The following is a 25,252-nucleotide window of genomic DNA, read 5'->3' as shown; positions in this document are numbered from 1 at the left end:
GGTAAAAACCAAATCGCAGTAGAGCCTGCCGACACATAACACCTGTCCTGACGCGCTTGCCGCCGTCACGACAGAACCTCACCGGTTTTTGAGTCGAACAGATGCAACGCCTCGGGCGGAGCGCCCAGCTTTACAACCGCTCCAACCCCGGGCGGGTTCAGGCCATCAGCTTTGGCGACCACCTCCTGGCTGCCGGTATCGACATAGATCAGGGTTTCTGACCCCAGGGGTTCGCGAACTGTGACCTTGCCTTCAAGTATGGCTCCGGAGTCCACCAAACTGAGGTCATCCGGACGCACGCCCAGCAACGCCTGACTCGACTGCGCGTTCGATCTCGCCATGGCCAGGACTTCGCCAGAAGGTAGCGTCACTTGCCCCGCTGCAAACTCGCACGGGATCATGTTCATCGAGGGAGCCCCCACGAACTGTGCCACAAAGGCATTGACCGGGGTACGATAAACCTCTTCCGGGGTTCCAACCTGCTGGATATAGCCGTCTTTCATGATCACAATCCGATCAGCCATCGTCATCGCCTCGACCTGATCATGGGTGACGAAGATGATCGTGCTGCCCACGCGCTGATGCAGTTTTTTGATCTCAAGCCTCATCTGTGTACGAAGCTGCGCGTCAAGATTGGACAGAGGTTCGTCAAACAGAAATACGGCCGGATCGCGCACCATGGCCCGGCCGATCGCAACCCGCTGACGCTGCCCGCCGGACAAAGCGTCCGGTTTGCGATCCAGAAGGTGATCCATCCCGAGTATTTTGGCGACCTCTTGAATGCGATCTTCTTTTTCCGGTTTGGACAAAGTCGATGACCGCAATCCGAACCCAATGTTCTTTTTCACCGTCATGTGCGGGTAGATCGCGTAATTCTGGAACACCATGGCGATGTTGCGATCCTTGGGCTCAAGGTTGTTCACCTCACGGTCGCCAATCATGATCGAACCGCTTGTCACGTCCTCAAGGCCTGCGATCATACGCAGCGTCGTGGATTTCCCGCAGCCCGATGGGCCAACAAAGACCACAAACTCTCCATCCTCGACGTCCAGGTTTATGCTGTGCAGCACATCTACAGGACCGTAGGATTTCACTAGATTTTTTAAAGAGAGATTTGCCACGGTTTACGGCTCCATTGTTGACCTGAACGCCTGTTCAAGCTGGTCCTTTGCGGTTTTCCGTCGGGTCAGCCGGGTGGCGCTATGGGTTTGCAGATCAGCCAGCTTGGCATGATATCCGTCAAACGCCTGATTCATTGGCGCGGCGGCAGGACCCCCGAAACGGTCGCGGCGAGAGACAAACCCTTCCATCGAGACCGACTCGCTAAAATCATCTGGGGACAAACCCGGTGCTTCGCCGGTCGAAGCCCTGAACGCCTCGCAAAATGCATCATACCCTGCGCCCAGCGGGCGATCCGATGCGATACAAGCACGCGCGGTGGTGGCTGCAACCTCATGCGCCTGTCGAAAGCTAAGGCCTTCGCTACGCACCATGGTGTCGGCCAATTCAGTGATCGTGATGCAGGCAGCGTCGCCATTGCGGGACACATTGGCCGCATTGATCGAGCAGGCCGGAAGGAAAGCCGTCAACAGACTTAGCGCGCGTTCGCCTGAGGCAAAGGCAGCATAACCCGCCTGCTGCACCTCGCCTTCACTGTCGTTCATGTCGGTGAAGGGCGTATTGTGCATTGTCGCGAGCATGGTATCGCAATGTCCGGCGGTGACCGAGGACAAATGGCGCAGATGTTCAATCGGCACCGGGTTGCGCTTTTGGGGCATGATCGAGCTGACCTGCACCAGAGCGTTGGGGACATATAGCTGCCCGACTTCGAAACTGGACCAGAAGGCCATATCCTGAACCACCCGCCCTAAATGCAGGAACATCAGTTTCATCGCGGAATAAAAGCCGGTGACATAATCCACCGACGCGATACAGCCGTAACTGTTTTGCACTGGTGCTGCAAAACCCAGCAGTTCTGCCGTCCGCACCCGATCGATTGGAAAGCCCGAGGTCGTGATTGCGGCGGCCCCCAGAGGGCAATGGTTGATCTGATCAAGGGCTGCGCTAATACGCTCGGCATCACGCAAGAGCACCTCGATCGCAGCGGCCAGATAATGCCCGAAGGTCGTCGGTTGGGCGGGCTGACCGTGGGTATAAGCAACGATCAGAGTGTCCCTTTCCTGCACCGCTTTTTCCAACAACGCAGCGGCCAGTGTCAGCACCTGCCCCAACAGGGCCTCGCCCCGCAATCGCAGGGCCATGCGGAACACCGTATGGTCAATGTCGTTGCGCGACCGTGCGGTGTGCAGTGCCCCACCCAGATCCCCAAGCTGCTTGCGCAGCTCGGCCTCGACCCAAAAGAAGTAATCTTCGAATTCGCCGGTATAGGTCAGGTTTTCCAGGTCCGCCTGTTCATGTACAGCATCGACCGCCCGCGCCAGCCTTGCGCAATCCTCATCCTTCAGAATTCCGGTTTCTCCCAGCATGACCAGATGAGCCCGGTCGATCTGCGCCATGTGTTCGGCGAAGTGAATCTTTACGCCCTCGAACAACGGCTCAAGCACCGTGTCGGCGTATGTCTTGTCAGGGAAAACGCTGTTGTCCGTCATCCTTTCAACCCCGCCATGACCACGCCCCGAATGATGAAGCGCTGGAAAATCAGAAAGAACAGCAGCGTTGGCAGCGTCGAGATTGCAGCCCCGGTCATGATCAGTTCCCACGCCACATCTGCCTCGTCGCCAAAGCTCGAAAGCCCGACCGGGATCGTATACATCTCAACCGAGTTCGACACGATCAAAGGCCACAGGAAGGCTGTCCAGTTGCCAAGGAAGACAAAGATCGCCAGTGCAGCCAGCGCCGGTTTCACCAGCGGCATGGCCACGGTCCACCAGATTTGTAGTTCGTTCAGCCCATCGATCCGGGCGGCTTCGATGAAATCATCTGGCACGCTTTCAAAGAACTGTTTCATCAGGAAGGTGCCGAAACCCGTCATAAGCCCGGGGAACATGATGCCCCAATAACTGTTCAGCCAGCCGAGTTGCTGCGACATCAAATACCACGGGATCACCAGCATTTCGGTTGGAATCATCAAGGTCGACAGGATCGCGACAAAGACCAGCGTGCGGCCGGGAAACCGGAACTTGCACAAGGTATACCCAACGAGACTGTCAAACAGCAGATTCGAAATCGTCGTCGCTGTGGCGATAATCACCGAGTTCAGGAACCACATATAAAACCGGCCATCTTCCAGAACGTAGGTATAGTTCTCCAGAGTCGGTTCTTCGGGGATCAAGTTGACGTTGTAGACTTCGTGCGGCCATTTCAGCGAGGTCGAGATCATGTAAGCAATGGGCATGATCATCAGAATCCCGCCCAGGAAAAGCACCAGCCAGCGCAGGATCTGCCCCATATTGCGGGACCCGCCCGTGGCGCGCTGATTTTGTAGCAGGCTTGTGCTCGAGGGCTTGAGGCTTTCCGTGACGCTCATATCAGGTGCTCCTCAGCAGGCGCAGTTGGATCAGGCTGACGACGAGCAAGATCAGGAACAAAACCACAGTCTGTGCCGCGGCATATCCCATGTCGAACGAATTGAAAGCGGTATCATAGATCATCAGAACCAGTGGCTTGGTCGAATTCAGCGGGCCGCCTGGATTGTTCGTGGTCATGTTGAAAACATGATCGAATATGCGCAAAAATCCGATCGACGAGAAGACGACGATGAACACGATGGTCGAGCGCAACAGCGGCAGGGTAATCTGCGTCAGAATCGTGAACCAGCCGACCCCGTCAATCCGTGCCGCTTCGTAGTAGGAAGTCGGGATCGCCCGCAGGCCGGCCATGAAAATGATCACCTGAAATCCCAGTCCGGCCCACACCGCTGGCGCGAGAACCGAAGGCAGCGCCGTTTCAGTAGATCCGAGAAATTCGATCTGAGAAATGCCAAAACTTGCCAGGATATTGTTGAACAACCCGATTGGCACACCCTGATAGAACCAGCGCCAGACCCATGCCATTGCAACGGCGCTGGTCATGAAGGGCAGAAAATAAAGCATGCGTAGGAAACCATGGGCAAACCGCACCTTATCCAGATGATAGGCGATGGTGAACGAGATGATCAGCGAGATCGGAGTACCCAGGATCAGATAGGCGAAGGTATTGCGAAAGACTTTCCAGAACACCTCATCATGCCACAGCTTGACATAGTTTTCCCAGCCAACCCAGGTGCGATCCCCCAAAAGGTTCCAATCCTGAAACGAGATCAGAATGGCGTTACCGGTGGGGTAAAATCGGATGACCGAATAGAAGACCACCGGAATGGCAAGAAAAGCCCAGGCCCACAGGATCTGCTTTTGGCGGATCGTGAGATTGCGATAAAATGACATGGTGAAGAGTCCGGTTTTTTTAGCCCCGGCGACAATCGTTTATCGCCGGGGCCGGGAGGGGACAGGGAGCTTACTCGTAGTAGTCGTCCAGTATGGCCTGTTCAGCGGCAGCAGCAGCTTGCAGGCTGTCCATAAGCGCAGCGTCTTCCAGGAAAACGCGCTCGACCATTTGCATCATCTCGGCGCGTTGGGCTGATTCATTGGCGAACTTGGTTGTGTTGGCATAGGCCAGTCCGCGGATGAACGGACCAAAGATCGGATCTTTGGCGTTGGCATCTGTCATGCCCACCGAAGGTTTGGCAGGCAATTCGCCGACCACATCCAACCAAATCTGCATCGCTTCGTCCGAGGTGATGTAATCCATGAACTTCAGCGCGGCATCGTATTTTTCACCGTCGGCTTTGGTGGTCACCGCATTCACCCAATACGAGCTGTAATTGGCGCGCTCACCTTCCGCATTCGCGGGCAGTTCCGCGACGCCCCATTTAAGGCCGCGCACATCATTCAACGAACCGATCCGGAATGATCCATCGATATGCATGCAGGCCCGGCTGCCCTTGAAGGCCGCCTGCGGCTCGTCCATGAACCCGGCTTTGGTGACGTTGTGCTCGGTTTCGAGCCCCGTGTAGAAGGCCAACGCCTTTTCACCGGCTTCGGTGGCGTAGTTCACGGTCCGATAGTCGTCCTGATAAGGCTCGCCGCCGAACTGGCGGACAAGAACTTCGCGGAACCAATGGTGATCCTGCGCATTCATGCCAGTTGTAATGCCAACCTGCGTGATGTTGCCTGCGCCATCATACTTGGTGCAGGCCTTGGCGGCTTCGACCAATTCATCCAGAGTTTCAGGCACCTTGTCGATCCCGGCCTCTTCAAACAGACGCTCATTGTAGAACAGCGCAAGCGAACGCACGGCGGTCGGCAACGCATAATACTGATCGTCGCGCTTCATCGCCTGCACCATGGGGAAGAAATCCGCATCCACCTGCGCCGGATCGAAGACATCTGCAGGTAGCGGCTGGATCAGTTCAGCGTCAATGTAGTCATTCAGCCAGCCATAAAAAAGCTGAACGACATCGGGGCCCTCGCCCGCAGGAATGGCCGCGGCCACTTTGGTGCGATAATCCGCATATGGGAAGTGAGACATCTTTACGGTAATGCCAGGATTTGCTGCCTCGAAGTTCTCGATCAACTGCTCCATCGCTTCGACTCGTGCATCGAAGAAATACTGCCAGTACTCGATTTCAACATCCGCAGTCGCCGCAGTTGACGTCAGTGCAGCAAAAGAAGTCAGGCCAGCAAAAGCCAACCGTTTCAGGTGTGTTCTCATGTCTTATCCTCCCAATAACGCGACTCGGCACATTGGCAGCGCCGGCCCGATCATCGTGAAAATTTAAATCAACTTACTTGAATAGTCAATACACTTGAGTTAAATATAGCTCATGGCCACAAAAGACACACCTCAGGGGTCCAATTCGACCCGCTCTCGTTCGCGCAATCGTCAGGTTGTGCTGGCTCTGATTCAATCTCATGGCCAAATGGGCCGGGCAGAAATTGCGCGCACATTGGGCTTGAGCACTCAGGCTGTCAGCAACATCATTGCAGAGCTTCTGGAAGAAGAGTTGCTGCGTGAGATGGGTACACGCTCAACCGGGCGTGGCCTACCAGCTGTGCTTTATGGCCTGAACCCACCGGGGGCCTATGCATTGGGAATCGAGATTCGGCCAAATGCCGTTTTTGCAGCTCTGCTAGACCTGTCTGGTGAGGTTGTTTTCGAACGGCGCGCGCAGGTGATTTCAGCCACGTCGGATGCCATTTGCGACATCCTTGTAGATATGCGCAGCGCGGCTCTCGCCAAGGTAGATGCCCCGCTCGACCGCCTTTTGGGCGCTGGCGTCGTGATGCCCGGCCCCTTTGGCAATACAGGGTTATCTGGGCAGGGCACTGATCTGCCCGGTTGGCAGGATGTAGCAGCCCAACCTCTGTTTCAGAATGCGCTTGGCGTGCCCGTCGAAGTCAGCAACGACGCAAATGCTGCCGCAATGGCGGAACGCATCATAGGCGCAGCCAAGGATGTGCGCAGTTATGCATATCTTTATTGCGGCACAGGGCTGGGGCTGGGTCTTGTCTCACAGGGTCACTTGATCCCCGGCGCATTCGGGAATGCTGGCGAAATCGGCCATATCCCGGTACCCGTTCCCGGCGGTGTTGCCCCACTGGAAACCACCCTCAGCCGCGTGTCCGTATCGCACCATCTGCGCGGCGAAGGAAAAGAGATCATTGGCTACGACGAGCTGGCAACCCTCGCCGCAGGCGGTGATAGCGGGCTGGACGTGTGGATGGATCAGGCGGCCAGCGCTCTGGCCTGTGCGATGCAAATCATCGAAAACCTTTTCGATCCGCAGACTGTCATACTGGGCGGCGCAATGCCGCCAAAGATTCTTGATCAATTGATCAGCAGAACCGTGCTGCCAAAAAACTCTGTCTCAAACCGGGCCGACAGCCCCCTGCCCCGCCTGCAGGCGGGTGTGTGTGGCCCGATGACCGTCACCCATGGCGCGGCTGCGCTGATCCTGAACAAAACCCTGTCGCCCTGACCCGATCCCTCAGACGCGCCGTATCCCGCCTCGGAGCTTTCTCATGCCCTTGTCCGACCCCGAACGCATCAATGCCGAAAGCCGAAAGCCCCGGATCGTAGAGCTTTGGCGCGCTTTGGCCCCGTTGAAATCCGTTGTGTCTTTCATGAACACCGGTGCGCATCCGGATGACGAACACTCGGCCCTTCTGGCGGCCCTGTCCCTGCGCGACGGGGTCGATGTCAGTTACGCCTGCTCTACTCGTGGCGAGGGGGGCCAAAACAATCTTGGAACGCACACAGGCGCAGCGCTTGGAGCGTTTCGCACAGCCGAGATGGAACGCGCCTGCGATGTGTTGAATCTGCGCATGTACTGGCTGTCGCAGTCCCCGGACGACAGTATTACCGATTTTGGTTTCTCCAAATCCGGGCAGGATACGCTAAACCGCTGGGGTCATTCACGCACACTGAAACGCATGGTGGACATTCTGCGTCTGGAACGGCCCGATATCATCTGCTCCACCTTCCTGGATGTGCCGGGACAACACGGCCACCACCGCGCGATGACACAGATTGCGGACCTGGCTTTCGAGTGTGCAGCCGATCCCAACTATACCGACAGTGATCTAACCCCCTGGGAGGTGCGCAAAGTTTACCTGCCCGCATGGTCCGGCGCGGGACAAGCCTATGACGACGAAACCCCGCCGCCGCCGGAATCCCTGTGTGTTTCACTTGACGCCCCAGACCCGATCACTGGTTGGAGTTTCGCCCAAATCGGCGAACAAAGCCGCTCTTGCCACGCAAGTCAGGGCATGGGCGTCTGGGTTCCCGCGGGTGTCGAGCGCAATTACCCTCTGCACCTTTTGCGTACACGTGTCGATGGTCCTGAAGACAGCCTATTTGGCGGGCTTCCTCAGCGTCTGGATGAGCTGCCGGTACTATCGGCCGAGAGTGCTCTCAGCCGGGCACAACGGCACATGGACGCTGCTATCGCCAGCTTCCCCGACACCGCCGCCATCCTGAGCGAAGCCTGCGCCGCTCTGACCGCTGTGCGAGAGGCAATCCAGCTCTGCCCTGCAGAATTGGTCCCCGAGGTCATGCACAAGCTGACCCGCAAGGAGACGCAATTGTCCCGCGTGATCCGCATCGCAGCAGGTGTTGAGGCGCGTGGCCGCGTAGCCGATGATGTGATCCCGGCTGGCGGGGCGAGCAAATTTGAAACAGAGCTGTTCAAAGGTCAGGCGTCCAAGGTCGAAATTGCGCCGCACTTATCCGTCGGTTGGCAGCACGTCGGCGATGCCCTGCATCTGGATGCGGAGACCTCATCAAGCGACCCGTACCCAGACTGCTATTTTCCCGATAGCCCCACCGCCCCCTGTCTTGACCTGACAATAACGGCCAATGGCGTCACGACCCGATCCCGTCTGCCATTCGAGGTCACACCGCTGGCCGCACCAGCCCGGGCTGTTCCGCTGACACAGGATCGTTTTGTTTTGAACCTGAAAACGCAGGCGCAACAGATCGAGATTGATCTCTCTGATGCTCTGCGGATCCTTCCGGATCTTCATCTGAAGATGCCCGAAGGATGGCGGTGCGAGTTTTCTTCCGGCCACGGAACACTGACCTTGCCCAATGGCGTGGCCGAGGGGCTTTATTCCCTGCCGCTGATGTCAGGCCCCGAGCCGGTGCAGACTTACCGGCTGATCGACGCACCTCATATCACGCCGCGCCTTCTGGCAGAGCCTGCCCAGCTGAAAATCCGGGTTCTGTCGGCCAACATTCCTGAAGGGCGCGTAGGTTATATCGGCGCCGGAAATGATCAGGTCGGCCATTGGCTGAAGCAGGTTGGCGTTGACGTCACCGCATTGGAAGATGACGATCTGAACCATGCCGAGCGGCTGGCGCAATTCGATACTATCCTTGTCGGCGTCTTTGCGTTCAAGATGCGTGCGGGCTTGCTCGACGCCTTGCCCGCCCTGCATGATTGGACGCATGCGGGCGGTACGCTTGTGACGCTCTATCATCGACCCTGGGACAATTGGGATCCCGATCGCACACCACCCAAAAGGCTTGAAATTGGCCAGCCGTCGTTGCGTTGGCGCGTTACAGACCCGGGCGCCCGGGTCGCAGCATTGAAGCCAGAGCATCCTCTGCTAACGACACCCAATCGTATTGGTGTTTCCGACTGGCAAGGCTGGAAAAAAGAGCGCGGCCTGTATTTTGCTAAGTCGTGGGACATAGCCTATGAGCCTCTTCTGTCGATGTCCGATGAAGGCGAAGACCCTCTGACAGGTGCCCTTCTTGCAGCCAGGATCGGCAACGGCAGGCATGTGCATGCTGCTTTGAATCTGCACTACCAGATGGACCACCTTGTTCCAGGAGCCTACCGGCTGATGGCCAACATGCTGACGTGGCGGTCCTAAACCCGCTACTGAACACTCTTCTCATCTTCTTCCATGCCCTGGCCTCAGCGCCGGTACACTCGAAAGGCAACAGACATGTCTGCCACAGACACCCATATGCGCCGCGAAATTAATCAAATCCCCGACGTCGTCGAGCAGCTGCTGACACACGGGGCAGCAGCCATTTCTAACGCTGCCGAGGAAATTCGCACACGAAATCCACGTTATTTTCTGTCCGTCGCGCGCGGGTCATCCGATCATGCAGCAACCTTCCTCAAATATGCGGGAGAGTTGCTTCTGAAACGTCCCATGGCGTCCGCCGGTCCTTCGATCAACTCGGTGTTTGGGGTCACACTCGATTGCACGGACGCACTGTGCCTGTCGATCTCGCAATCTGGTCAAAGCCCAGACATTGTCAGCCTGAGCTCTTCCTTTGCCTCAGCCGGTGCGCATACTGTGGCGATCACCAACTCTCCCACATCGCGGTTGGCCCGTGCCTCGCATGTCACATTGCCTATTCACGCCGGAGAGGAACAGAGTGTTGCCGCCACAAAAACCTTTGTGACATCAATGGTCGCCGGTTTATGGCTGTTGGCCGAACTGGCCCGGGATGATGCGCTACTAGCTGCAATTCGCGCTTTGCCGGAACAATTAAAAGACGCCACCAGATGCGAATGGCACGAGGTAATCGAGGTCGGCAATGCGCACTCTCTGTTCACCCTTGGGCGTGGTCCAAGTCTGGCCATCTCGAACGAGGCTGCGTTGAAGTTCAAGGAAACGTGCCAGCTGCATGCCGAAAGCTATTCTTCGGCCGAGGTCTTGCACGGACCTGTCGCGATCGTCGATCCGGGCTTCCCGGTGATCGCGTTTTCGGCACACGATGCAACAGAGAAATCCTTGGCAGAGGTCGCCGATACCTTGACTGAAAGGGGAGCACGGGTTTTTACCACCAGCCGGTTCGCTCAACACGCAGTGCATCTGCCGATTGTCGCAACAGATCACTGGCTGACCGATCCGATTTCGATTGTCACCACTTTCTACAATATGGTGGAAACTATGGCCAACAATCGTGGCTTAAATCCCGACGCACCGCGACATTTACGCAAGATAACCGAGACGACGTGACCGATGCTGGGTCGGTCGCGAACTCTGCCCCGATTGACGACCTTATTGCACAAATGACGTGAGGGATTCACTGTATGAAATTTGCACTATTGGCCTGGATTTGGCGAAGAACGGCATTGCCGAAGCATACGGTTCTCTTTCCGCAGCTCCGCGACCTGACGTTCGAGTTAGCGCATCGTCGGGGGCGGCTCGCAGCCTCGCAGATGGTCTCTGCATTAGCGGCATCGTTCTTATGTCGCTTCATAAAGGATTTCACACACGCAGGTTGGGTAGCGCCGCCCCAGTTCGCGCTTGATCGCATTCACATCGCCCGTGACGCCGGGCAGGCGCAGCGTCGCCATGGCGTACGCCATGTCCGCCGGACAGGAGAGCTCCGCACGCAGTTCGTGGGCCAGCATTTCACCTGCATCGCGGGCGAGTGCCTTGTTTCGCGCGACCAAGTCCAGGCCTCCAAACCTTTCCCAGGCTCCGATGGCGTCGGGCAGGCAGAACCAGGGCGTGGCATCGCGTGTTCCAACCCAATCGAACTCGACCTGCCAGCCCTCCCCATATCCATGTGAAATGCTGCCGGGATGCAGGTCAGCCTGACGATCGGACCGTGCCCAGAGCACCGCACAGCCTTTTGGCGCAAAAAGCCACTTATGGGCATTGCCCACGTAGTAGTCGACGCCGATGGCCTCCACATCCAACGGCAGTTGCCCGGGAACATGCGCCCCGTCGATCAACACGCGCGTTCCGTTGTCGCGGCAAATGCGGCTCATTTCCTCGACCGGCATTCTGATCGCCGAAGGCGAGGCAATGTGATCGAATACTGCCAATTTTGTTCGCCCCGTCAGAGCGGCACGCAGACCATCTACGACCTGCTCCGGCCCCTCGACGGGCAGCGCAACAGGGACCTCGACCAAGATCACGCCCCGGCTTTCGCACCAGTGCCGCAACGCTTTGTGCACCGCCCCGTAGATTTCGGAGAGAAAGATAACCTCGTCGCCCGCACTCAGCTTCTGCGACAATAGTATCGCGTTGCAGGCTTGGGTTGCAGATTCGGCGAAGACCCAATCCCGTTCCAAACCCCCGAGAAAGCTCGCGGCTGAACGGCGCGCATCGGCCATCAAGACAGGGTAAGTGTCACGAAACCAGCTGGAGCATCGCTCTTCCATTTGACGCAGAAGCGCGCAGTGCTTCTCGTGAACTATCCGTGGAACCGCCCCATAGGAGCCGTGATTCAGGTGGCAAATATCCGGCGCCAGCAGAAATGCACTCAGATGTCGACTTGTGTTCACGGTTTCCTCCTGGGTGGCCGAACAAACAAGCGAGGATCGAAGCTTAAATTCAATCAAATTCTGTTCAAGCACCGTTGCCGCAGGCCCGTCGGTCCGGGGGTATCTGTTCGATGCTGCACTTTGCTCACATGCCGGCTGTTTACGCAGTGCGGTGAAGATCATGGAAGATAATCTGGAATTTCCGATCTCAACCCAGGAACTTGCGGAAAGGATCGGGATCTCAACGCGGCAGAACGAACGGCTTTTCTAAAAAAGCCTGGATTCGTCACCAAAGCAGTTCTACCTGCGATTCCGCCTCATAGGTGCGTATTTTCTGTTGACGCAAACAGGTATGAGCATCCTGGATATTAACCTAGCCAGCGGCTTTACCTCACACCGTCATTTTTTACTATGTTTTCGTGAAGAGTTTGGCAAGACTCCGACGCGCATGTGTAAGTCGTTGGTCAGGTAAGACGCTTGGTCGGGAGTCGTCATTCACCGCGATCCGGATCATTGAACCAGGCTGCCACCCGTGCCGCCGCGCTGTTCTCGGCCTGCGTTGCATCATATGTGACGAAATACCCTCGATCAGACACGAGCCGTGTTTCTGACACCCGGACCAAAGCACCTGTTTCCAGGTATTCTTCAAGCAGACCAGCCCAGCACAAGGCAATGCCCTGCCCGGCGAGGGCCGCGTTGATCACTGTGGCATAGCTGTCGAATTCAATCGTCTTCAGTTTTCGGGTCGCAGGGACTCCGGCCGCCGTCAGCCAGGCTTTCCAGTCGTACCATCGCTGGAACGACCCCGACAGATGCAGCAGGCGCGAAGACTGAATGTCCATCGGGTCGAGAGCGGGCTCGCGACCTTCCAGGAATACCGGCGCGCAGACGGGGAAGACTTCTTCGCCCAGAACTTTGCAACTGGTCATCCCGTCCCATTCACCGGTTCCAAAGCGGATTTGCACGTCAAAACTCTGCGGCCCGCTTCGGTAATCACCGGTCATGAAGCTGAAGTTCAGTTCGGGGAAGGCGGCGCGCAAAATGTGAAAGCGGGGCAGCAGCCAATAGGTCAGAAAGCCGGGATCTGCGGTAATCATGAACTTCCTGTTGCCCGCGCTTTCACGCAGATCGCTGATTGTCGTCTCAAGACGGCTGAGCCCGCTGCGCAACACATCAAACAGCAATGTGCCCTCCGGCGTCAGGTGCATCGGTTTTGTCGTCCGGTCGAACAGGGCGACCCCGATATCCGCCTCAAGCATCGCCACCCGGCGCGAGATTGCAGGTTGCGAGACATTCAGCTCGCGCGCGGCGCGGGTGAACGTACCGTGACGGGCTGCTGCGTCAAAGGCCAGCAGGCTGGAAAAGCTTGGCAAGGATGTAGACATCATAACCTCAGCGTATGGTGTCATTCGCTTTTCCAGAGTTTTCTTCTGATGTCAATTGTCTAGGTTTTGCGCGCAACACCGCTGGGCTCGCTGATGCGTCCAGCGAGCATGAAACCCTACAATTGCAAGGCAACATGATGCTGAAGAAGCCAGATCACAGTCTTGATCCGCTGCTAAAACCGCGCTCAATCGCCATGATCGGCGCGTCGCGCAGACGCAATTCCGTGGGCAACGACATGATACGAAATCTTGTGCCCAGCGGTTTCAGCGGCAAAGTCTATCCGATCAACCCGTCCTATGAAAAACTTTATGGCTGGCCCTGTTACAAATCCATCGGGGATCTGCCGGAAACGGTGGATATGGCAGTGCTGTCGGTGCCCAACCGGGTCCTGGAGGCGGTCACGAAGGAAGCCATTGCTGCTGGCGCACGCTCATTGGTGATCTTTGCCAGCGCCGAGGAAGAAGACGAACTGGATGATCGTCTGCGTGACCGAATCGCCAAGCTGGCGCGGGATGCTGGGGTGCCAGTCTGCGGTGCGAACTGCATGGGGTTTTTCAACCCGATCCACGGGTTGCGCGCCTTTACCGCCTTTCACCCGGAACCGATCGCAACGGGGGGGCTGACCTATATCGCGCAGTCCGGTTCGCTGCTGCAGGCATTGTTGTTCAACGACGAACGGCTGCGATTCAATCTGGCGGTTTCAACCGGGCAGGAACTGGTGACCACGGCGGCAGATTATCTGGATTATGCGCTGGAACAGCCCGAGACCAAATGCGTTGCACTAGTGCTTGAGGCGATCCGCGATCCGGAAGGTTTCGTTGCGGCGCTGAAAAAGGCCAATGAACGCAACATCCCGGTTGTGGTCCTGAAACTGGGACGCACCGAGGCGGGCGCCAGCTTTGCCCTGAGCCATACCGGCGCGATTGCGGGCGATGCCGAGGTGTACGAAGCCCTGTTCCGCCGGTTCGGCGTGATCAGCGTGCGCGATCTGAACGAACTGGCAGCGACCTCTTTGTTGCTATGCTGTGACAAGCCGCTTGCTCCGGGCGGCATCTCTGCCGTGCTGGATTCCGGCGGTGAGCGTGAGTTGATTGTCGATGTGGCCTCGGATGAAGGTGTGCCCTTTGCCGATATCAGCGAGGCCACTAAAAAGGTGCTCGAGGCCAATCTGGACACCGGCCTGACACCTGAAAACCCGGTGGACGCCTGGGGAACAGGGCGTGATTTCGAGGCCGTGTTTGAAAACTGCCTGCTGGCTCTGATGGCCGATGACGACACGGCTCTGGGCATGTTTGTCGCGGATCTGTCCGAAGAGCTGGACCTGCATGCGGGCTATGTCGAAGTGTGTCAATCGGTTGCGCGTGCCACCGACAAACCGCTGATTGTCATGACCAATTACAGCGCCTGGAGCCATAGGAAACACGCGGTGCGTTTGTCGCGATCCGGGATTGTGGTGCTCGACGGTACGGTCTCGTCCCTGCGGGCGATCCGAAACGCGATGACCTATCGTGACTTCGTAGCCCAGAAAGACATGGTTGAAGAGGATCATCCAGAGAACTCGCGCGCGGAATACTGGCGTTCTGTTCTGCGGGGCCGTCAGGACGCGTTGACCGAGGATGAGGGGTATTCCCTGCTACGTGACTACGGCATCCAGGTGCCGGAATTTGCTATCGTAACCTCGGCAGACGACGTTGCCGCGGCTGCTTGCAAGGTTGGTTTTCCCTTGGTCGCCAAAACCGCGGAACCCGGCATCCTGCACAAAAGCGATGTGGGCGGGGTCATTCTGAACATCGCGAATGCAGGCGAAGCGGTTGAGGCTTATAGGACTCTGTCCACCAATCTGGGTCCGCGCGTCCTGCTCAGCGGTATGGCCAGCGGGGACGCCGAAATGGCACTGGGGCTGGTGCAGGATGAGCAGTTTGGCAGCTTCGTCATGATCGCCTTTGGTGGGGTCTGGATCGAAATCCTCAAAGACAGTCAGCTGTCGATGGTGCCCGTGAATGCGGATGTCGCCAGCCGCCGGATCGCGGATCTGAAGATGGCAAAAGTGCTGGAAGGCGTGCGCGGGGCTGATCCCTGCGATGTGCCAGCGCTGATCGAAACCTATGTTCGCTTTGGTCATCTGGTGGCCGATCTGGGGGAACACTTGTCCGAAATCGACATCAACCCCGTTCTGGTCAGCCCCTCGGGCGTCGTTGCCGTGGACAGCCTGATCATTCCCGCAGACGCGGCCTCCTCATCAGAGGATATGAATCATGCGCATTGACCCAACGCTTGGCAAAGACCCGGTTCGGGATCACGCCTTTGGCCCTGTTCTGTATCGCCGCAACGGCCCCGTTGCTGAAATCGTCCTGAACCTGCCCGCGAAACTCAATTCGATAACGGCGGAGATGGCCGCAGGGCTTCAGGCCGCGATGGATCAAGCCGAGGCCGACCCGGGAGTGCGGTCGATCCTGTTATGTGGCGCGGGCCGCGCGTTTTCCGCCGGCTTCGATCTGGGTACGATGGAGGCCGATCCCTCTCTGGAAGACATGACGGCCACCTTGCAGATGGATTTCGACGTCATCATGCGGTTCTGGAACTCGCCCAAACCAACGCTGTCAGCCGTGCATGGATATGTGCTGGGGGGCGGTTTTGAGCTGGCGATGGCCTGCGACATGACGATCGCGGCGGATGATGCCAAATTCGGTGAGCCTGAGCCTAAGTTCGGTTCGGGTATCGTCGCTCTGCTGTTGCCGTGGCTGACCGGCCCGAAACAGGCTAAAGAGATGCTGTTGTTCGGTAATGACCGAGTCACAGCGGATCGGGCGTTGCAGATAGGTCTGGTCAATTCGGTGGTGCCCCGGTCCGATCTGCTGGACACCGCCCGGGATACGGCCCGACGCGCGGCGGTTCTGGATGGGCTTGCTGTGAAGCTGACCAAAGATGCGATCAACAAATCCTACGGTCGTATGGGTTTCGAGGGCGCTCTGCGCGAGGCACTTGCCATTGATATCCAGATTGAGACCTCGGAAACCGAGGAGTCTCGGACCTTCAAGGAAATCCTGGCCACCAAAGGCGTCAAAGCGGCAATCGCATGGCGCGAAGCCCGGTTTGCCGCCCTTAATGCCCCCCAGTCACTCACGGAAGAGAAAAGTCAGATGTCCTATACTGCTCTTGTGGTCGACAAGACCGAAGACGGTGTCACCCAGACCATCCAAACCCTGGACAACGATACCTTGCCAAAGGGCGATGTGACCGTTGCTGTCGAGTATTCCTCGGTCAACTACAAAGACGGCTTGTGCTTGTCCGCAACCGGCGGGCTGGTTCGCAAATTCCCCCATGTGCCGGGTATTGATTATGCGGGCACGGTCGAACATTCGGCCGACCCCCGCTACATGCCCGGTGACAAGGTTGTCCTGACCGGCTGGCGCGTCGGTGAAAATCACTGGGGCGGCTACGCCACGCGCACCCGGATCGCGGCGGACAAACTGGTTCCTCTGCCACAAGGTTTGTCTGCGGCGCAGGCGATGATGGTCGGCACAGCTGGCCTGACCTCGATGCTGGCCGTAATGGCGCTGGAGAAACACGGCCTGACGCCGGATCAGGGCGAGGTTTTGGTGACTGGCGCATCCGGCGGTGTTGGGTCGGTTGCTGTCGCGATTCTTGCCAACCTCGGATACCAGGTCGTCGCCGTAACCGGGAGAGATGCGAACACCGCGTTTCTGACCGATCTGGGCGCCACCCGCATCGTGTCCCGCGCGGAGTTGTCCGAAACCGTCAAGCGTCCGCTGGAAAGTGAAACATGGGCAGGCTGTATCGACGCGGTGGGCGGTTCCATGCTGGCACGTGTTCTCGGGCAGATAAAGTACGGCGGCTCGGTTGCGGCAATCGGACTTGCCGGTGGCGCGGACCTGCCCGCCTCAGTCGTGCCCTTCCTGTTGCGGGGTGTGAACCTGCTGGGCATCGACTCGGTCATGCAGCCTTTCGACAACCGTCAGAAAGCCTGGGCACGCATCGCAACAGATCTGCCGATTGCGAAACTGGAGGCGCTGTCTACCCGCATCAAACTGGAAGATGTCACAGACGCGGGTGCACGGATTCTGAAAGGAGAGATCAAAGGGCGTACAATCGTTGAGCTATGATTGGCATTGAACTCATTGCCTGGCCTCAGTTTTTTTGGATAACATCCCAGGGCTGGCTTTGCCAACTAGCACACGTGTGCGGCCAACTCGATGCCATCAAGGACTCATGTGTGGCTTCAAATCATCCGGATGATGTTGGCTACCTCTATCCCATCCAGGGTTTTGTCGCAAATTCCTTTGAAGGCTGAGGAGATGACGCAGAACGCATGCGCTTTGTCAGACAGAGTGACATCGACAAAGCCGGTCCGTTTGCCCGGGCCATCAAGATCAAGCGAGTATTGGACCGGGCAATGTTGAACCATCTTGCACCTTTTGCGTGCAATTGCTCAGAACTCGACCACAGCGCGGATGCTTTCACCTTTGTGCATCAGATCAAAGCCTTCGTTGATCTGATCCAGCGTGAGTTTGTGGGTGATCATTGGATCGATCTCGATCTTGCCGTCCATGTACCAGTCTACGATCTTGGGAACGTCCGTGCGTCCCGACGCTCCGCCGAAAGCGGTGCCGCGCCAGGAACGGCCCGTGACCAGTTGGAATGGACGGGTCGAGATTTCGGCCCCGGCAGGAGCAACACCGATGACGATGCTTTCACCCCAGCCCTTGTGCGCCGCTTCTAATGCGGTGCGCATGACATTCACGTTGCCAGTTGCATCAAAAGTGTAGTCAGCCCCGCCATTGGTCAGCTCAACCAGATGCGCCACCATGTCCCCGTCAACTTTCGACGGGTTAACGAAATCGGTTAGGCCGAAGTGTCGCGCCATCTCTTCTTTACTGTCATTCAGATCGACGCCAACGATCTGATCGGCCCCGGCCAAACGCAGACCCTGAATCACATTCAGCCCGATGCCGCCTAATCCGAACACCACGGCACGGCTACCAATCTCGACCTTGGCTGTGTTGATGACAGCCCCGATCCCGGTGGTGACACCGCAGCCAATATAACACACTTTGTCGAACGGAGCGTCGGGGCGGATTTTGGCCAGCGCGATCTCGGGTACCACGGTGTGGTTGGCGAATGTCGAGCAGCCCATATAGTGATGTATCGGTGTCCCATCGAGCATCGAGAAGCGCGTCGAGCCGTCGGGCAGCAAGCCCTGCCCCTGCGTCTCACGGATCGCCTGACACAGGTTGGTTTTTGGATTCAGGCAGTATTCGCATTCACGACATTCGGGCGTATAGAGCGGGATCACGTGATCTCCCGGTTTTAGGCTGGTAACGCCCTCGCCCACCTCCAATACCACGCCCGCGCCCTCATGGCCCAGGATGGCTGGGAAGATACCTTCGGGGTCGTCGCCCGAACGGGTGAATTCATCCGTATGGCACAGGCCGGTGGCTTTTATTTCGACCAGAACCTCTCCGGCACGCGGGCCTTCCAGGTTGACGTCCATGATCTCAAGCGGTTTGCCTGCGGCAACCGCAACTGCTGCGCGAGTTCGCATCATTGCTTTGTCCTTGTAAAAAAATGCGGCCGCCAGCAGACGGCCGCTTGAGTTTCGGGAGATTTACAGTTCGGCCTTGGCTGACAGGTGCTTTGCGACATATTGAAGGAAGTCCCAGATGGTGCCTTCAAAATTGTCAGGGGCAAGGGGGCCGGGTTCGTAATACTTGCTCTTGATCGCCTTGGTCAGCGTCTCCAGTTTTTCCTTGTCTTCGGCGTTGAATCCTCTGCACAGCTCGACATATTCGACCGCTTCCTTGTTGCCGGGCTCGGGATTAAACCCGGCAACACCCCAGCGGATGGCCACGTGATCGGCATCAATCGGGCGCAGGCACAGGAACAGCGTGAAGTGAGTGGCCACCGACAAAAGGAAACTGGGATAGGCGCAGGTCAGCAGCGAGTTGCGCCGTTCGAACTCGTTCAGATCCTCATGGAACGGGCCGCGGTCGGGCCAGTCCGGGTCGTAGACCGCGTGATATCCGGTGTAACCTTCTCCCCACTCCTCGAACTTCTGGCACAGCTTGGTTGGAGTGATAGCGTGCAGAGTTTTCAGATGGGTCGCGGACAGGTGATAGCCTTCCAGAAAATTCTCCATCAGGCTTTTCCAGTTGGTGTTCCAGACAGTTTCTTCCATGAAGACCAGATGCCGCTCTTCATGATGGTAGTTGGTCATCAGCTTCGAGAGGCCTTCCATCCGGGGCGCCAGAGGGGTCGCATTACCGTCGAGGTTAACGAACAGGAAATCTTCCCAAATCTCGGTCCTGAACTGCTTCAGACCGCACTTCTTCTGATCGAAGGTTCGCACCTTCTTCATCAGCGGCGCTGCTTTTAGTGCTCCGTCGTCGCCATAGGTCCAGGCGTGATAGCCGCAGACAAAACGCTTGCGATTGCCCTTGGCCTCGGTCTCCACCTGATTGCCGCGGTGGCGGCAGACATTCGAAAGCACCCGGATTTCGCCGTCTTCGCCGCGAGTCACCAGAAGAAGCTCTCCTACCAGATCGGTCGTGTAGAAATCACCGGGGTTGGCCACTTCGCCGACGTGACCAAGGCAGACCCATTCTTTGCGAAACAGGTGTTCTTTCTCGAATTCCAGAAACTCTTCTGAATTGTAGAAATCACCAGGCATCGCGTGACCATCTAATTGGTCAAGCTCCTGCAGCGCAGCCAGATCGGCGCGGATTTTGTCGATTGCGGATGTGCTCATGTCACCCATTGTCTTGCTCCTTACCGGATAAAATTATCAGCCCTTAAGACTGTCCAGTGCGTTTAAAAAGGCGTTGTTCTGTTCGGGAGTACCGATAGTTACACGTGCCCAGTTCTCATATGGCTGTTCCAGCCAGCCCTTGATCAACACGCCTTTGTGGCGCAGCTTTTCAGCAAATCCCGCCCCCGACTCGCCACAGTCGAAGAACAGGAAATTGGTGTGAGACGGCGCGGCGGAATACCCGCGCTTTGTCATTTCTTCGTACAGCCTGCCGCGTTCCGCCATTGTAGCACGGGTGCTGTGTTCCAGATGATCCACATCGGCAAAAGCCTCGTGCGCAGCAACAACCGCCAACGCGTTTACGCCAAATGGGTTGCGGGTTTTCAGCAGCGATTTGGCCAAAACCTCGTTCGCACACAGCGCATATCCCACACGCACGCCCGCCAACCCGTAGGCTTTCGAGAAAGTCCGCAGTGATATCCATGGAAGATTGGATGTCTCAAGCCTTTCCAACGCGTTGAACTTGGCATCGTCGCTCAAGAATTCGACATAAGCTTCATCGAAGACAAACAGCGTTTCAGGATCCAACCCTGCCAGAATGCGGTCAAAACCGTCAGATGTGATCGCCGGTCCAGCGGGGTTAGACGGGGAGGAGAACATCAGAACGCGCGGTTTATCTGCCAGAGCATCGACGATACCGTCGATAGGGAAAGACCAGTCTTCGTTGAACGGCAGTTTCGATACGGTTGCACCACAGGCCAGCGCGCCGAATTCGTGCAGGCCAAAGCTGGGGCAGATGGTGACCACATGGTCGCCCGGGCGCAGCACCGCGCGGAAAATCGCTCCGATCAGGTCTTCTGAACCATTGCCCATCACCACCCGCTCAGCAGGCAGCCCATATCCTGTGCCAATCGCCTGGCGCAGCGCCAATGTACCGGCGTCGGGATATCTGGCGACGCCAGTTGCCGCCGCTTCAATCGCCGCGATGGCGCGCGGGCTGGGGCCGTGCGGGTTTTCGTTGCTGTCCAGCTTGGCCACACAATCGATCCCATATGTGGCGCGAAACCGATCCAATGCGAGACCGGCATTATAGTCGGGCAAATCGTTGATTTCAGGCCGGATCAAAGAGCGGAAGTCGGACATCTGGGAATCTTTCATGGGCTGGTTTCCGGGTCAGAGGTCAAATATTTTGCCGGGGTTCATGATGTTTTTGGGGTCAATGGCACGCTTGATGGTTTTCATCAGGTTCAGCGCAGGCCCGTGTTCCGCCTCAAGATAGGCTTTCTTGCCAAGGCCGACACCGTGCTCTCCGGTACAAGTGCCTTCCATCTCGATGGCCATCCCTACAAGCGTTTCGTTGACCAGTTTGGCGCGTGCGAATTCATCTGGGTCCTCGGGGTCGAACAGCAGGACAAGATGGAAATTGCCGTCCCCGACATGTCCGACCAGCGGCGCGGTGATGTTTTGCGCTTCGACCACTTTGCTGATCTCACTTATACATTCTGGCAAGCGCGAGATCGGGACACAGACGTCCGTAGAAATCCCCTTGGCACCGGGGCGCAACCCGCGTGAGGCATAAAGCGCGGAATGCCGGATACGCCAGATTGCGTTATAGGCATCGGTGTTTTGCGCTTTGTCGAACCGAACTGCTCCATTGCCCTGCGCCAGTTCTTCAAGCAGGGCCAAATCGTGCTCTACCGCAGGCTCAAAACCCGTCAGGTCCAGAAACAGGGTCGGCTTTTCCGGCCAGTCTGAGTTCGAATAAGCGTTGATCGCCTGCATCTGCAGGGTATCGGCCAATTCGATCCGGTTCAGCCCCAGACCCATCTGCAACGCTTCAACCACAGTTTGGGTCGCCGCGTCGATTGTGTCGAAACTGCACATCGCCGCCTGGGCCGTTTCGGGCTGGCCGAACAATCGAAGCGTCAGCTCGGTGATTACGCCCAGCGTTCCCTCAGAGCCAATCATCAGGCGCGTCAAATCATACCCGGCGGAAGACTTGCGGGCGCGCTGCCCGGTTCTGATAACATCTCCGTTTGGCAGCACCACGGTCAGCGACAGGACCAGATCCTTCATCGAGCCATATTTCACCGTGGTCGTTCCCGATGCGCGCGTCGCGGCCATCCCGCCTAGCGTCGCGTGTGCCCCTAGATCGACTGGAAAGAACAGGCCCGTGGCACGCAGGTCTTCATTCAGCTGCTGGCGTGTCACCCCGCATTGAACCGTGCAATCCATATCCTCGGCCCGCACCGCAAGGATTGTGTTCATCCGCGTTGTGTCCAGCGCGATGCCGCCCTGATGCGCCTGTACCTGCGCTTCGATGCAGGACCCTGCACCAAAAGGGATCACCGGAACGCCGAAGCGATGGCACGTTTTTAAAACTTCCGAGACCTGTTCAGTGCTATCCGCAAAAAACACCGCATCCGGGCGCGCGGGGTCGTGCCAGGAATCCCCGTGTGAATGCTCGTCACGGATACCCCGCCCGATGGTCAGATTATCGGGAAAACGTGCGCTCAGGTCTTCTAAGGCGGCCTTCAGGGCCTCGGCCCGGTCCGGCGCAGTATGTGCGTTCATCTGGTTGATCTCGAAAAAAGTGCGTGTTTCGGGGCGCCAAGGCGCCCCGAAAGAGTGTTTTCACTTAGGAGGTGAACCACCACCGTTCCGAACAACGGGCGCCATCCAGATCCCAATTGTTGGACAGCTCACCATGGGCAACATTGTTGGCCTTCGCGTCGATGAAATCGGCAAAGACCGGAATGACCGTGCCGCCTTCGTCGCGGATATGCGACTGGGCTTCGCCATACAATTCGTGACGGCGGGCCTGATCGCTTTCCGAACGTGCCTCTGTCAGGATTGTGTTCAGACGGTCAGTGGTCCAGCGTGCTTCGTTCCAGCCGGTCTCCATCGCAGATGCGGAATAGGCGGTCGAGAACATAACGTCCTCGTTGATCCGACCCGACCAGCGCGAAGCAAAGAACGGCTTTACTGCCCAAACGCTTGACCAATAGCCATCGTCGGGTTCGCGAACGACTTCGATGTTGATCCCGGCTGCGCGCGCATGCTCGCTGAACAGCTGGGCCGTATCGACAGCACCGGTAAATGGCGTGTCTGCTGCGTGCAGTTTGATAGTCGTACCTTCGGCACCTGCTGCCTTGATCAGCGATTTCGCCTTTTCCGGATCATAGGCGCGCTGCTCTAGGTCACCGTTGTAATGGGCATAGGCGGCCGAGATCGGATGATCGTTGCCCAGCGAGCCATAGCCGCCCAGAATCTTGTCCAGAATATCCTGACGGTTGATCGCGTATTTCAACGCCTGACGGACCTGAACATCGGTGTAAGGATCAGTATCCGTCAGCATCGCGAAGGCGTAGTGCGATTTACCAGGCGTCTGAATCAGATCGATGTTCGGCACCCGCTCCAACAGTGCAGCCGTGCTTGGATCGACAAAGTTCATGGCATGGATTTCACCGGTGCGCAGCGCCGTGGTCCGTGCGGTCACATCCGCGATGGCCACGATCTCGACCGAGTCGAAATGCGCGCGACCTTCTTTCCAGTAATTCGGATTGCGCTTCACAACCGACTTGGTGCCGGGCTCAAACGATTCCAGGATATAACCGCCGGTCCCGATGCCAGCACTGAAATCGGTTGTGCCATCCGGCACGATGGAGAGGGAGTATACCGACAAGATCGAATCGAAGCCGGCATTCGGAGCGCTGAGCGAGATCGTGACCTCGTGATCGCCCGTCGCCTGGACATCCGCGACCTCTCCCAACAGGGCCTTGATCGCTGATTTCGTCTCTTCACCCCGGTGCAGGTTGATCGAATAGACGACATCGGCCGAAGTCAGAGGCTGGCCGTTGTGGAATTCGACGCCTTCACGGATTTTGAACACCCAGGTTTTCTGGTCGTCTGACGCCTCCCAGCTTTCGGCCAGTTCAGGCACCAATGCACCACCCGGCCCGACCTCAATCAGGTTGTTGCGCAGCTGCCAGTTCAGCAGCGTGCCAAAACGGGTCTCGATCACCTGCGGATCAAGAGTATCTGACGAACTGAAATCAGACGTACCTATTTTGAATGTTCCGCCCGATTGCGGTGTGTCTGCGTATGCCGCCAGAGGCAAGCCGTTGACGCCCAATAGTGCACCCGCGCCGATCGCGCTGGCACCCAGAAGCAACGACCGTCTTGTCGTTTTTAATGTCATCGTTGTGATCCCTGTTGTACGGTTCGGCTATGGCTATGTCGGCTGGAGTCTGACAGACATATCTAGCGAGCCGTCGTTTCCTATTATGTACAAGCATATTTACACTGGGACTATTCTCTTCCAGATTCAAGTTAGGTAACCTATAGAGTTAGGTAGCTAACCTAAATTGGCCAGAGCAAATCCAATGAAACGAAAGATGCTTCCTTCGCTCCGTGCACTGCAAACCTTCGAGGTTTTCGGGCGCACAAATTCAGTGGCTGATACAGCTCGTGAGTTAAATGTTACGCCCGGGGCGGTCAGCCAACAACTTAAGATTCTTGAGGAACAAATCGGCAAATCCCTGATCACAAGACGCGGGCGTGGCGTATTGCTGCGTAAAGAAGCCGAGGCCTATCACAAGTTTCTGTCAGAAGGATTCGACGCGCTTCATCGGGCGCAAATTTATCTCGACCGGATGGAGCAGGCGACGAATCTGTCCGTCAGCGCCTTGCCTTCCTTGCTGTCGAAGTGGCTTTATCCAATTCTGGGTAATTTCCAGGACCAACATCCGGGCGTGTCGATTCGATTGGATTCCACGCACCAGGAACCTGAGCGATATCTGCTTAGCACTACGTTCCGGCTGACATATGGGGACCAAGGACAAATCTTTCCGTTTCATAAAGAATTGTTCACAGACTCGGTTTTTCCGGTCTGCTCGCCCGAATTTCTGCAGGCGTATCCAGAGGTGAAAACCACGGAAGGTCTGCGGCAAGTGCCATTGCTGCGCACCGACTGGGGCCCAGGGTTTGAAGACGTGCCAGGTTGGGAGGACTGGTTTGACTTTGCCGGTATCACCGACGGGGAAGAGTTCAGGGATGTAGGGGTGTTCTCACTGTCCAGTATGGCGCTTGATGCAGCCATTCAGGGCAAGGGAGTCGCTTTGGCGCAAACCTCATTCGCAGAGCGGGATTTACAGACGGGACGACTTATTCGCCTGTCAGATGAAGAACTTAAGATGCCGCACCCCTATATCATCTGCTGGGGCGAAGGTACGTTGCACGACCGGACAGCAACTCAGTTTCTGGATTGGATTCTTCAAGCCGGACGCCAGATTTCCCGTTCGATGCGCCGCGTTCCTGGATCGGATTAGTTTTCCTAAACAAAACTATAGAATGCTGGT

General features: G+C 57.2%; 19 protein-coding genes and 1 pseudogene. 8 read left to right on the top strand and 12 right to left on the bottom strand.

Going from position 1 to position 25,252, the window contains the following annotated elements:
• Positions 1–65: 65 nt before the first annotated feature.
• From ACP0GE_RS01265 to ACP0GE_RS01245, 5 genes are all read right to left on the bottom strand, one after another.
• Positions 66–1,121, bottom strand: a complete 1,056-nt coding sequence (locus tag ACP0GE_RS01265) for an ABC transporter ATP-binding protein (protein WP_424830190.1) — start codon at positions 1,119–1,121, stop codon at positions 66–68.
• A 3-nt stretch (positions 1,122–1,124) separates the two neighbouring features.
• On the bottom strand, positions 1,125–2,609 hold the full coding sequence (gene argH, locus ACP0GE_RS01260; protein WP_424830189.1) for an argininosuccinate lyase: 1,485 nt from the start codon (positions 2,607–2,609) through the stop codon (positions 1,125–1,127).
• The gene (locus tag ACP0GE_RS01255) at positions 2,606–3,409 is read right to left on the bottom strand and encodes a carbohydrate ABC transporter permease (RefSeq protein WP_424830665.1); all 804 of its coding nucleotides are present in this window, start codon (positions 3,407–3,409) and stop codon (positions 2,606–2,608) included. The genes argH and ACP0GE_RS01255 overlap by 4 nt, the downstream gene beginning before the upstream one ends.
• A 79-nt stretch (positions 3,410–3,488) precedes the next feature.
• Positions 3,489–4,382, bottom strand: coding sequence for a carbohydrate ABC transporter permease (locus ACP0GE_RS01250; RefSeq protein ID WP_424830188.1), 894 nt, complete (start codon positions 4,380–4,382; stop codon positions 3,489–3,491).
• 70 nt (positions 4,383–4,452) lie between these two features.
• Entirely contained in the window at positions 4,453–5,709 is a 1,257-nt protein-coding gene (locus tag ACP0GE_RS01245; protein WP_424830187.1) for an extracellular solute-binding protein, read from the bottom strand.
• Between the two features lie 112 nt (positions 5,710–5,821).
• Here ACP0GE_RS01245 and ACP0GE_RS01240 point away from each other — a divergent pair, with 112 nt between their 5' ends.
• The 3 genes from ACP0GE_RS01240 to ACP0GE_RS01230 all read left to right on the top strand — a co-directional run bounded on the left by ACP0GE_RS01240 (position 5,822) and on the right by ACP0GE_RS01230 (position 10,481).
• Positions 5,822–6,976: an ROK family protein gene (locus ACP0GE_RS01240; RefSeq protein ID WP_424830186.1), complete on the top strand. Its 1,155-nt coding sequence runs from the start codon at positions 5,822–5,824 to the stop codon at positions 6,974–6,976.
• 43 nt (positions 6,977–7,019) lie between these two features.
• Positions 7,020–9,377 (top strand): PIG-L family deacetylase, encoded by a 2,358-nt coding sequence (locus tag ACP0GE_RS01235; RefSeq protein WP_424830185.1) that lies wholly within the window; start codon positions 7,020–7,022, stop codon positions 9,375–9,377.
• A 75-nt stretch (positions 9,378–9,452) separates the two neighbouring features.
• Positions 9,453–10,481 (top strand): SIS domain-containing protein, encoded by a 1,029-nt coding sequence (locus ACP0GE_RS01230; protein WP_424830184.1) that lies wholly within the window; start codon positions 9,453–9,455, stop codon positions 10,479–10,481.
• A gap of 230 nt (positions 10,482–10,711) precedes the next feature.
• Here the strand turns inward: ACP0GE_RS01230 and ACP0GE_RS01225 are convergent, their stop codons facing one another.
• The gene (locus ACP0GE_RS01225) at positions 10,712–11,761 is read right to left on the bottom strand and encodes an aminotransferase class V-fold PLP-dependent enzyme (protein WP_424830183.1); all 1,050 of its coding nucleotides are present in this window, start codon (positions 11,759–11,761) and stop codon (positions 10,712–10,714) included.
• A 256-nt stretch (positions 11,762–12,017) separates the two neighbouring features.
• On the opposite strand from ACP0GE_RS01225, the gene ACP0GE_RS01220 reads away from it, so the two are divergent.
• Positions 12,018–12,212 carry a helix-turn-helix domain-containing protein gene (locus tag ACP0GE_RS01220; protein WP_424830664.1) on the top strand — a complete coding sequence of 65 codons (195 nt, stop codon included), beginning with the start codon at positions 12,018–12,020 and terminating at the stop codon, positions 12,210–12,212.
• Positions 12,213–12,231: 19 nt separating this feature from the next.
• On the opposite strand, the gene ACP0GE_RS01215 is transcribed toward ACP0GE_RS01220, so the two are convergent.
• Entirely contained in the window at positions 12,232–13,149 is a 918-nt protein-coding gene (locus ACP0GE_RS01215; protein WP_424830182.1) for a LysR family transcriptional regulator, read from the bottom strand.
• A gap of 113 nt (positions 13,150–13,262) precedes the next feature.
• Here ACP0GE_RS01215 and ACP0GE_RS01210 point away from each other — a divergent pair, with 113 nt between their 5' ends.
• The 3 genes and pseudogenes from ACP0GE_RS01210 (at position 13,263) to ACP0GE_RS01200 (ending at position 17,250) form a co-directional block, all read left to right on the top strand.
• The gene (locus ACP0GE_RS01210) at positions 13,263–15,392 is read left to right on the top strand and encodes an acetate--CoA ligase family protein (RefSeq protein WP_424830181.1); all 2,130 of its coding nucleotides are present in this window, start codon (positions 13,263–13,265) and stop codon (positions 15,390–15,392) included.
• Positions 15,382–16,125, top strand: a pseudogene (locus ACP0GE_RS01205) (enoyl-CoA hydratase/isomerase family protein); the annotation flags it as partial. The gene ACP0GE_RS01210 and the pseudogene ACP0GE_RS01205, both read left to right, overlap by 11 nt.
• 141 nt (positions 16,126–16,266) lie before the next feature.
• On the top strand, positions 16,267–17,250 hold the full coding sequence (locus ACP0GE_RS01200) for an MDR family oxidoreductase (RefSeq protein WP_424830663.1): 984 nt from the start codon (positions 16,267–16,269) through the stop codon (positions 17,248–17,250).
• A 326-nt stretch (positions 17,251–17,576) separates the two neighbouring features.
• Here the strand turns inward: ACP0GE_RS01200 and ACP0GE_RS01195 are convergent, their stop codons facing one another.
• From ACP0GE_RS01195 to ACP0GE_RS01175, 5 genes are all read right to left on the bottom strand, one after another.
• Positions 17,577–18,689 (bottom strand): S-(hydroxymethyl)glutathione dehydrogenase/class III alcohol dehydrogenase, encoded by a 1,113-nt coding sequence (locus tag ACP0GE_RS01195; RefSeq protein ID WP_424830662.1) that lies wholly within the window; start codon positions 18,687–18,689, stop codon positions 17,577–17,579.
• A gap of 63 nt (positions 18,690–18,752) precedes the next feature.
• Positions 18,753–19,901, bottom strand: a complete 1,149-nt coding sequence (locus tag ACP0GE_RS01190; RefSeq protein WP_424830180.1) for an aromatic ring-hydroxylating oxygenase subunit alpha — start codon at positions 19,899–19,901, stop codon at positions 18,753–18,755.
• Between the two features lie 27 nt (positions 19,902–19,928).
• On the bottom strand, positions 19,929–21,050 hold the full coding sequence (locus tag ACP0GE_RS01185) for an aminotransferase class I/II-fold pyridoxal phosphate-dependent enzyme (RefSeq protein ID WP_424830179.1): 1,122 nt from the start codon (positions 21,048–21,050) through the stop codon (positions 19,929–19,931).
• A 15-nt stretch (positions 21,051–21,065) separates the two neighbouring features.
• A complete protein-coding gene (locus tag ACP0GE_RS01180; protein ID WP_424830178.1) occupies positions 21,066–22,466 on the bottom strand; it encodes an FAD-binding oxidoreductase in 1,401 nt (466 codons plus the stop codon).
• A gap of 64 nt (positions 22,467–22,530) precedes the next feature.
• Positions 22,531–24,093: an ABC transporter substrate-binding protein gene (locus ACP0GE_RS01175; protein WP_424830177.1), complete on the bottom strand. Its 1,563-nt coding sequence runs from the start codon at positions 24,091–24,093 to the stop codon at positions 22,531–22,533.
• Positions 24,094–24,277: 184 nt separating this feature from the next.
• Between ACP0GE_RS01175 and ACP0GE_RS01170 the strand changes: the two genes are divergently transcribed.
• The gene (locus ACP0GE_RS01170) at positions 24,278–25,222 is read left to right on the top strand and encodes a LysR substrate-binding domain-containing protein (RefSeq protein WP_424830176.1); all 945 of its coding nucleotides are present in this window, start codon (positions 24,278–24,280) and stop codon (positions 25,220–25,222) included.
• Positions 25,223–25,252 lie beyond the last annotated feature (30 nt).

Origin of the sequence: Ruegeria sp., assembly GCF_965243365.1 — a bacterium.
GTDB lineage: Bacteria > Pseudomonadota > Alphaproteobacteria > Rhodobacterales > Rhodobacteraceae > Ruegeria.
The sequence above is the reverse complement of the archived record's forward strand: the minus strand, read 5'-3'. Positions and strand labels throughout refer to the sequence as shown.

Excerpts from the sequence above, each read along its gene's own strand:
- argH (WP_424830189.1), bottom strand. The coding sequence starts at position 2,609 with ATGACGGACAACAGCGTTTTCCCTGACAAGACATACGCCGACACGGTG.
- ACP0GE_RS01255 (WP_424830665.1), bottom strand. The coding sequence starts at position 3,409 with ATGGGGCAGATCCTGCGCTGGCTGGTGCTTTTCCTGGGCGGGATTCTG.
- ACP0GE_RS01250 (WP_424830188.1), bottom strand. The coding sequence starts at position 4,382 with ATGTCATTTTATCGCAATCTCACGATCCGCCAAAAGCAGATCCTGTGG.
- ACP0GE_RS01245 (WP_424830187.1), bottom strand. The coding sequence starts at position 5,709 with ATGAGAACACACCTGAAACGGTTGGCTTTTGCTGGCCTGACTTCTTTT.
- ACP0GE_RS01240 (WP_424830186.1), top strand. The coding sequence starts at position 5,822 with ATGGCCACAAAAGACACACCTCAGGGGTCCAATTCGACCCGCTCTCGT.
- ACP0GE_RS01235 (WP_424830185.1), top strand. The coding sequence starts at position 7,020 with ATGCCCTTGTCCGACCCCGAACGCATCAATGCCGAAAGCCGAAAGCCC.
- ACP0GE_RS01230 (WP_424830184.1), top strand. The coding sequence starts at position 9,453 with ATGTCTGCCACAGACACCCATATGCGCCGCGAAATTAATCAAATCCCC.
- ACP0GE_RS01215 (WP_424830182.1), bottom strand. The coding sequence starts at position 13,149 with ATGACACCATACGCTGAGGTTATGATGTCTACATCCTTGCCAAGCTTT.
- ACP0GE_RS01210 (WP_424830181.1), top strand. The coding sequence starts at position 13,263 with ATGCTGAAGAAGCCAGATCACAGTCTTGATCCGCTGCTAAAACCGCGC.
- ACP0GE_RS01200 (WP_424830663.1), top strand. The coding sequence starts at position 16,267 with ATGTCCTATACTGCTCTTGTGGTCGACAAGACCGAAGACGGTGTCACC.
- ACP0GE_RS01195 (WP_424830662.1), bottom strand. The coding sequence starts at position 18,689 with ATGCGAACTCGCGCAGCAGTTGCGGTTGCCGCAGGCAAACCGCTTGAG.
- ACP0GE_RS01190 (WP_424830180.1), bottom strand. The coding sequence starts at position 19,901 with ATGGGTGACATGAGCACATCCGCAATCGACAAAATCCGCGCCGATCTG.
- ACP0GE_RS01185 (WP_424830179.1), bottom strand. The coding sequence starts at position 21,050 with ATGAAAGATTCCCAGATGTCCGACTTCCGCTCTTTGATCCGGCCTGAA.
- ACP0GE_RS01180 (WP_424830178.1), bottom strand. The coding sequence starts at position 22,466 with ATGAACGCACATACTGCGCCGGACCGGGCCGAGGCCCTGAAGGCCGCC.
- ACP0GE_RS01175 (WP_424830177.1), bottom strand. The coding sequence starts at position 24,093 with ATGACATTAAAAACGACAAGACGGTCGTTGCTTCTGGGTGCCAGCGCG.
- ACP0GE_RS01170 (WP_424830176.1), top strand. The coding sequence starts at position 24,278 with ATGAAACGAAAGATGCTTCCTTCGCTCCGTGCACTGCAAACCTTCGAG.